7 protein-coding genes and 1 tRNA gene are annotated in these 7,386 nt (G+C 68.4%); 5 read left to right on the top strand and 3 right to left on the bottom strand.

All coding sequences use genetic code 11. The annotated features are described in order from the left end of the window. Window positions 1-155: 155 nt before the first annotated feature. Window positions 156-929, top strand: coding sequence for an MmpS family transport accessory protein (locus A5680_RS12505; RefSeq protein ID WP_067819711.1), 774 nt, complete (start codon window positions 156-158; stop codon window positions 927-929). A gap of 5 nt (window positions 930-934) precedes the next feature. Here the strand turns inward: A5680_RS12505 and A5680_RS12500 are convergent, their stop codons facing one another. Continuing rightward, complete coding sequence (locus A5680_RS12500; RefSeq protein WP_067819691.1) at window positions 935-2,275, bottom strand: MFS transporter; 1,341 nt, start codon at window positions 2,273-2,275, stop codon at window positions 935-937. Between the two features lie 69 nt (window positions 2,276-2,344). On the opposite strand from A5680_RS12500, the gene cmrA reads away from it, so the two are divergent. Continuing rightward, window positions 2,345-3,151: a mycolate reductase gene (gene cmrA, locus A5680_RS12495; RefSeq protein ID WP_055404879.1), complete on the top strand. Its 807-nt coding sequence runs from the start codon at window positions 2,345-2,347 to the stop codon at window positions 3,149-3,151. Here cmrA and A5680_RS12490 read toward each other — a convergent pair whose 3' ends face one another. Next, window positions 3,152-4,714: a helicase HerA-like domain-containing protein gene (locus A5680_RS12490; protein ID WP_067819708.1), complete on the bottom strand. Its 1,563-nt coding sequence runs from the start codon at window positions 4,712-4,714 to the stop codon at window positions 3,152-3,154. It abuts the gene before it with no gap. Between the two features lie 109 nt (window positions 4,715-4,823). On the opposite strand from A5680_RS12490, the gene orn reads away from it, so the two are divergent. The 3 genes from orn to A5680_RS12475 all read left to right on the top strand — a co-directional run bounded on the left by orn (window position 4,824) and on the right by A5680_RS12475 (window position 6,053). Then, window positions 4,824-5,471: an oligoribonuclease gene (orn, locus tag A5680_RS12485; RefSeq protein WP_055404880.1), complete on the top strand. Its 648-nt coding sequence runs from the start codon at window positions 4,824-4,826 to the stop codon at window positions 5,469-5,471. Between the two features lie 30 nt (window positions 5,472-5,501). After that, window positions 5,502-5,577 (top strand) — tRNA-His (locus A5680_RS12480). Between the two features lie 86 nt (window positions 5,578-5,663). Next, window positions 5,664-6,053, top strand: coding sequence for a hypothetical protein (locus tag A5680_RS12475; protein ID WP_156349678.1), 390 nt, complete (start codon window positions 5,664-5,666; stop codon window positions 6,051-6,053). A 5-nt stretch (window positions 6,054-6,058) separates the two neighbouring features. On the opposite strand, the gene A5680_RS12470 is transcribed toward A5680_RS12475, so the two are convergent. Continuing rightward, window positions 6,059-7,255: an Ig-like domain-containing protein gene (locus A5680_RS12470; RefSeq protein WP_082459959.1), complete on the bottom strand. Its 1,197-nt coding sequence runs from the start codon at window positions 7,253-7,255 to the stop codon at window positions 6,059-6,061. Window positions 7,256-7,386 lie beyond the last annotated feature (131 nt).

Raw genomic sequence — 7,386 nt, 5'->3', positions numbered from 1 at the left:
GGAAGCCGGCCCGCGCGGCGCGGTCCCGCGCGGTCATGCGGGCGATGACGGTCGCCGCCCTCGCCGCCGGCAACGGGTGCCCCTGAGCCGGCGCCGGTGAGGTGATTCGCCGTTCGAGCGCCCGGCGCAGGTACTCTGCAATCCATGAGGTGGACATGAACGATTCACGTCCCACCGACCGGTTCAGTCCCCCGTTGCCGGCGCAGGGCCCGTGGTACCCACCGCCCACCGATCCGGCGTACGCCGAGCAGGCGCCATACGCCCCCGCCTACGGCGGGCAGGTTCCGCCGTGGGCGCCGAACACGAACGACGCCAACACGACCAGGCAGCTGCCGGCGTATTGGCAACAGGACCTCCCCCCGTCGGGCGACCTGCCTTCGCAGGGCACGGGTTCCGCGCCCCCTGGAGGCCCGAAAAACCCACCGCGCTGGCTGTGGATCGTCGCCGCCGCGGCGGTGCTGCTGGTGGTCGCCTTGGTCATCGCCCTGGTGCTAGTCAACGACGCGATCAAGACGCAGACCGCCGTCCCGCCGCTGCCCGCCATGCCGGAGACGACCACGACGATGCCGAGCCCGTCGCCGCGCACGTCGTCACCGCGCCTGCCGGCTCCGGTGCCGCCGAGCGCCGGCGCGCCCACGCCCACCGAGTCCACCGGGCCGGCCGCCATGCAGGACATCGTCTACAGCGTCGCCGGTGACGGCCGCGCGATCAGCATCATGTACGTCGACAGCGGTGACGTCATCCAGACCGAATTCAACGTCGCGCTGCCGTGGACCAAAGAGGTCAGCCTGTCCAAGTCGGCGGTGCACCCGGCCAACGTGACGATCGTCAACATCGGCCACAACGTCACCTGCTCGGTCACCATCGACGGTGTCCAGATGAGCAAGCGAGTCGGCGTGGGGCTGACGATCTGCGACAGCAGGGGCTGAGCGCCCTACGACGGTTCGGCCGCGAGCGCGCCGCGCGCCGGAACCCGGACCGCCAGCATCGCCAACAGCCCGGCGGTCAGCACCAGGCAGATGCCGGCCAGCCCGGCGCGCACGGCGCCGAAGATGTCCACGAATACGGAGAACAGCCACGGCGCGAGGAACGCGACCGCGCGGCCGGTCATCGTGTACAGGCCGAACGCGACCCCTTCCCTGCCGTGCTTGGCCATCTGCAGCAACAGGGCGCGTGAGGACGACTGCGACGGGCCGATGAACATGCACAGCAGCAGGCCGCAGATCCAGAAGGCCACCGAGCCGGACAGCAGCATCAACGTCAGCCCCAGGGTGACGATCGCGGCCAGCGACCCGACGATTACCGGCTTCGACCCGATTCGGTGATCGACGAATCCCCCGGCGACCGCGCCCACCGCCGCCACCACGCTGGCCACCACCCCGAAGATGAGGACGTCGCCCTGCGAGATGCCGTACACGTTGACCCCCAACACGGCGCCGAAGGCGAAGATCGCCGCCAGCCCGTCGCGGAACAACGCGCTGGCGAACAGGAAGTACACCAGGTTGCGGTCGCGCCGCCATTCGGCGGCGACCTCCGTGACGAGCTTGCGGTAGCCGCCGAGCATGCTCGTCGGCTCGTGCAGCTCGGTCGAATCGGGCAGCCGGTGCGCGACGAACAGCAGGGGCAGCGCGAAGATGGCCAGCCACGCCGCCGCGACCAGCATCGCCTCGCGGACGTAGAGGCCGTCGTGCAGGGACACGTGCAATAGCCCTCGGGTGGCATCCGGTCCGGAGCCCTTCCCGGAGATGAACCCGGTGTAGACCACGAGCAGGAGCAGGACGCTGCCGGCGTAGCCGGCCGCCCAGCCCAGGCCGGAGATCCGGCCGGCGGTCTGCGGCGTCGAAAGTTGGCGCAGCATAGCGTTATACGGGACGCTGGCCAGGTCGCTACAGGCCGCCGTCGCTCCCATCAACACCAGCCCCGCCCACAGGTAGCCGGGGCGGTTATGGATGAAGAACATCCCGCACGTCAGCGCCACCGCCAGCGCGGTCAGCACGCCAAGTGCCACCCGCCTGCGGCGCGGCGACTCCACCCAGACGCCGACCGCCGGCGCCAGCAGGGCGACGGTCAACCCGGCGATGGCCGCGGCGCGGCCCAACCAACTCGCCGGGGTGGTGCCACCGGAAATGCCCACCCCCACGCTGCTGGTCAGATACACCGCGAAGACGAAGGTGGCCACGATCGCGTTCAGTCCGGTGGAGCCGCAATCCCACAGCGCCCACGCCACCACCCGCGATGGCACCGGCGTGAGTGAACGCGACGACGGCTGGGCCATGCCCGGCAGCCTATGTGCAGCTCACCCGCCACGCCCAGCCGCGCTGCGCCCGCTGTCTACGATTGCCCTATGCCGATCCCAGCTCCCAGCCCAGAGGCGCGCGCCGTCGTCACCGGGGCTTCGCAGAATATCGGCGAAGCGCTGGCCACCGAACTGGCCGCGCGCGGACACAGCCTGATCGTCACCGCGCGACGCGAAGACCTGCTCAACCAGCTGGCCGCCCGCCTGACCGATAAGTACCGCGTCGCGGTCGACGTGCGGCCCGCCGACCTGGCCGACCCGGGTGAGCGGGCGAAACTGTGCGACGAACTGGCGGCCCGGCCCATCTCGATCCTGTGCGCCAACGCGGGCACCGCCACCTTCGGTCCGGTTGCCACGCTGGACCCGGCGGGGGAAAAAGCCCAGCTGCAGCTGAATGTGCTGGGCGTGCACGACCTTACGCTGGCGGTGCTGCCCGGCATGGTCGAGCGCCGGGCCGGCGGCATCCTGATTTCCGGTTCGGCGGCGGGCAATTCGCCGATTCCCTACAACGCCACGTATGCCGCCACCAAGGCGTTCGCGAACACCTTCAGCGAATCGCTGCGCGGCGAGCTGCGCAACTCGGGGGTGCACGTCACGCTGCTCGCGCCCGGTCCCGTGCGCACCGACCTCCCCGATGACGCCGAACGCTCGCTGGTCGAACGGTTGGTGCCGGACTTCTTGTGGATCTCGACCGAGCACACCGCCCAGCTGTCACTGGATGCGTTGGAGCGCAACAAGATGCGCGTCGTTCCGGGTTTGACGTCGAAGGCGATGTCGGTGGCCAGTGGGTACGCGCCGCGCGCCATCGTCGCGCCGATCGTCGGCAGCTTCTACAAGAAGCTCGGCGGCGGCTAGCTATTTCCGGCCGCGCCGGCCGGTGCCGAAGATGCCTTTCACCGCTTCCCGGATGGCGGTGTTGATCCCGCTCTTCACGGTTGGGTTGCTGAGCACGTCCTCCCACAAGGCGGGCCCCTTGGGTTCCGCCGGCTGCGGCATCGGCGGGGGCGGCTCGTTCGCCGGGACCGGCGGGTAGTCCGACTGCGATTGCGGCGGCTGCGGCGCGCTCGGGGCACCGACATCGGGCGGCGGCGCCGCTCGTTGGGCCGTCTGGCCGTACTTCACCTGCAGCGGACTGGCTTTCGCCGCCTTCGTGATCTCGTCGGTGCCGATCGAGGCCATCAACGAGCGCGGCACCCGCATCCGGGTCCACGCCACGGGCGTGGGGGCGCCCTTCTCGGAGAGCACAGTGACGACTGCCTCGCCGATACCAAGGGACGTCAGCGCCGACTCCAGGTCGTAGACATCGGTTTTCGGATACGTGCGCACGGTCTTGCTCAACGCCTGCTGATCGTCGGGCGTGAATGCCCGCAGCGCGTGTTGGATTCGGGCGCCCAGCTGGGAGAGCACGTCGTTGGGCAGGTCCGTGGGCAGCTGGGTGCAGAAGAACACCCCGACACCCTTGGAGCGAATCAGCTTCACGGTCTGCTCGACTTGTTCGAGGAAGGCCTTCGACGCATCGGCGAACAACAGGTGCGCCTCGTCGAAGAAGAACACCAGCTTCGGCTTGTCGACGTCGCCGACCTCCGGCAGCACCGCGAACAGGTCGGCGAGCACCCACATCAAGAACGTGGAGAAGATCACCGGGCGTAACGACTGACCGCTGAACTCGAGCAGCGAAACGATGCCGTGCCCCTGGCCATCGACGCGCAGCAGATCCTGGGGATCGAGCTTGGGCTCACCGAAGAAGGTGTCGCCGCCCTCGGCGGCGAGGTTCACCAGCGCCCGCAGGATGACCCCGGCGGTCGTCGACGAGACGCCGCCCAGGTCTTTGAGGTCGGCTTTGCCCGCGTCGCTTGCCAGGTGGCTGATGACTGCGCGCAGATCGTCCAGGGTGACCAGCGGGCGGTTGGCCTGCTGAGCCCAATGGAATATCAGACCCAGCGTCGATTCCTGAGTGGCGTTGAGCCCCAACACTTTCGACAGCAAAACCGGGCCGAAGCTGGCCACCGTCGCGCGCACCGGCACGCCCAATCCCCCGGTGCCCAGCGACAGGAACTCGACCGGGAACCCGGTCGGCGCCCAGTCGTCGCCGGTGTCTTTGGCGCGCGCGGCGGTCTTGTCGTTGGCCTCCCCCGGCCGCGCCAGACCGGACAGGTCGCCCTTGACGTCGGCCATCAGCACCGCGACACCGGCCGCACTGAGTTGTTCGGCGATCAGCTGCAGCGTCTTGGTCTTCCCGGTCCCGGTGGCGCCGGCCACCAGGCCGTGGCGGTTGATCGTGGCCAGCGGGATGCGGATCTGCGCGGTCGGGTCGGCCGCCCCGTCGACGACCACCGTGCCCAATTCGAGCGCCTGCCCGTCGACGGCGTAGCCGTTGGCGATCCGGCGCGCGGGTGTCTCCGCCGATTCGGTGCTCATCGTGCTGCGCCCTTCGAGTGGTTCGGCATGCAGTCCGGCACCGCTCACACTACTTCTCCGGCGGGGGCGACGGGCGGCGTGAGCGCCGCGGGGGCCTAGTGTGAGCGCTGTGCGTGACGAGTTGGTGTGGATCGACTGCGAGATGACCGGGCTGGATCTCGGCTCGGACAAATTGATCGAGATCGCGGCCCTGGTCACCGACGCCGATTTGAACATTTTGGGCGACGGAGTCGACGTCGTGATCCACGCCGACGACGCGGCGCTGTCGTCGATGATCGACGTCGTCACCGAAATGCATTCGCGTTCAGGGCTGATCGACGAGGTGCGGGCGTCCACCGTCGACCTGGCGACCGCCGAGGCCATGGTGCTCGACTACGTGGGCCAGCACGTCAAGCAACCGAAGACGGCGCCGCTGGCGGGCAATTCGATTGCCACCGACCGCGCCTTCATCGCCCGCGACATGCCCGCGCTGGACTCGTTCCTGCACTACCGGATGATCGACGTCAGCTCGATCAAGGAGCTCTGCCGGCGCTGGTATCCGCGGATCTACTTCGGCCAGCCGGTGAAGGGCCTCGCCCACCGGGCGCTCGCCGACATCCACGAATCCATCAACGAGCTGCGGTTTTACCGCCGCACGGCGTTCGTGGCGCCGCCGGGACCGTCTACCAGCGAGATCGAGGCGGTGGTCGCCGATCTGGGCGGCGGCGACGGCGCATCGGGACCAATCGATTCGGCCCCGGAGCCACCGACCGGTTAGTATCGACGTCGCCGCTCGTTGGCGGCAATGGTGGCTGTAGTTCAGCTGGTAGAGCACCAGGTTGTGATCCTGGATGTCGCGGGTTCGAGCCCCGTCAGCCACCCCAATCGGCTGGGAGGCGTTGCCTTCCCGCCCGCTCGGGTCCTCGACGACCCACGCGTTTGCACCCGTGAGCGGAAGGGACAGCGGGCCGTGCCGCCGAACCCACAGATCCGAGCAGCCGTCGCGGTCTGCGCCGTGTTGCTCGCGGGCTGCGGCGGGGCCAGCCACCCGGCGGCCACCGTCACCTCGACCCTGCCCGCGGAAACCAAGACGGTGACGGTGACCGTAACCCCGCCGCCCCCGCCCGGGCCGAAAACGACCATCGAGTCGGACGGCACGTTCATCGTCGGCACCGACATCGAACCGGGCACCTACCGCAGCGCCGGCAAGAGCGGGTGTTATTGGGCGAGGCTGCGCAGCCTGAACACCAACGACGTCATCGACAACAACGTCAACGACGGTCCCCAGGCGGTGCAGATCCTGCCGACCGACCGGGCATTCATGACCAGAAACTGCGGGGTCTGGCAGAAGGTCGGCTGAGCGCCTCAGGTGTTGGCGTTGCCCGCTTTCCACTGCGGCCAGGGGACGTTCCAGTCGCCCAGCCCCTCGGTGCCCGGCAGCGTCGACCCCACGGTGTTGATGACCTCGACGATGTCGCCGCTCTTGCTGTGGTCGTAGAACCACTCGGCGTTGCTGGGGCTCACGTTCAGGCAGCCGTGGCTGGTGTTGGTGTGCCCCTGGGCGCCGACCGACCAGGGCGCGGAGTGCACGAAGACGCCGCTGTAGGACATCTGGGTGGCCCAGTCCACCTCGGTGCGATATCCGTTGGGCGAGTTGACCGGAACGCCGTAGGTGGACGAGTCCATGATGATGTGCTTGAACCGCCCACCGATGATGTAGAAACCGTTCGCGGTTGGCGTGCTGTCCTTGCCCATCGACGTCGGCATCGTCTTGACCACTTCGCCGTTGACGCGCACGGTCACGGTCTTGGTGGTGTCGTCGGCGGTCGAAATGACCTCGTCGCCAATGGTGAAGTGGGTCTTGACGTTGTCCTCGCCGAACATTCCGTCACCCAGGTCGACGCCGTAGGTGTTGACCGCCACATCGATGGCCGTGCCGGACTTCCAGAAATGCTCTGGGCGCCAACGCACTTCGCGATTGTTGAGCCAGTAGAACGCGCCCTCGACCGGCGGGTTGGTGGTGATCTTGATGGCCTTCTGCGCCGCGGCGCGGTCCGCGATGTTCTCGTCGAACCGGATCGCCACCGGCTCGCCGACGCCGACGACCTCGCCGTCGCCGGGGGCGACGTAGGGCATGGTCAGGTGGGCGGGTGAGCTGGTCTGGAAGGTCATCTGCCTACTCGCCGCGCCGCCCATGCCCAACGCCTTGACGCTCAGGGTGTAGCGCCGGTTGTAGCCGAGCTGGTCCGTGGTGGACCAGCGCAGCCCGTCGGGGCTCAGCTGGCCGCCGATCGACTTGCCGTTCTCGTTGACCATGGTGACCGACGCGAGGACGCCGTCGGCGACGCTGACGGTCACCGGCGCATCGACGGTGACGCCGACGGCGCCGTCGGTTACTGAGGCGGTGAGCTTCGGCACCAGCAGGTCGGCGAAGGGGGTGCCCTTGTCGAAGATCACTTTCGCCGGCGCCGCGGTGTGGTTGCCACCGCAGGCAACGCCGAACACAGCAACCGAAGCGATCGCGGCAGCCAGCCACGATCGTCGTCTGCGCAAAGGCGTCATCGAGTGACCTTCCACGAATTTGATCCCGTTGGTCACCGCTGACCAGAAACAGTGCATGCATTGTAATGCGTTTTGTGTGTTCGCATGCCGACCTTGACAGCTGCGCGATCAGGTGTCACGCGCCGGCGCGC

This window comes from Mycobacterium sp. E2989, from assembly GCF_001667595.1.
In the GTDB taxonomy this organism is placed as follows: Bacteria; Actinomycetota; Actinomycetes; order Mycobacteriales; family Mycobacteriaceae; genus Mycobacterium.
Note: the sequence above shows the minus strand (reverse complement) of the source record. Positions and strands in the feature narration are given on the sequence as shown.

Excerpts from the sequence above, each read along its gene's own strand:
- A5680_RS12505 (WP_067819711.1), top strand. The coding sequence starts at position 156 with ATGAACGATTCACGTCCCACCGACCGGTTCAGTCCCCCGTTGCCGGCG.
- A5680_RS12500 (WP_067819691.1), bottom strand. The coding sequence starts at position 2,275 with ATGGCCCAGCCGTCGTCGCGTTCACTCACGCCGGTGCCATCGCGGGTG.
- cmrA (WP_055404879.1), top strand. The coding sequence starts at position 2,345 with ATGCCGATCCCAGCTCCCAGCCCAGAGGCGCGCGCCGTCGTCACCGGG.
- A5680_RS12490 (WP_067819708.1), bottom strand. The coding sequence starts at position 4,714 with ATGAGCACCGAATCGGCGGAGACACCCGCGCGCCGGATCGCCAACGGC.
- A5680_RS12470 (WP_082459959.1), bottom strand. The coding sequence starts at position 7,255 with ATGACGCCTTTGCGCAGACGACGATCGTGGCTGGCTGCCGCGATCGCT.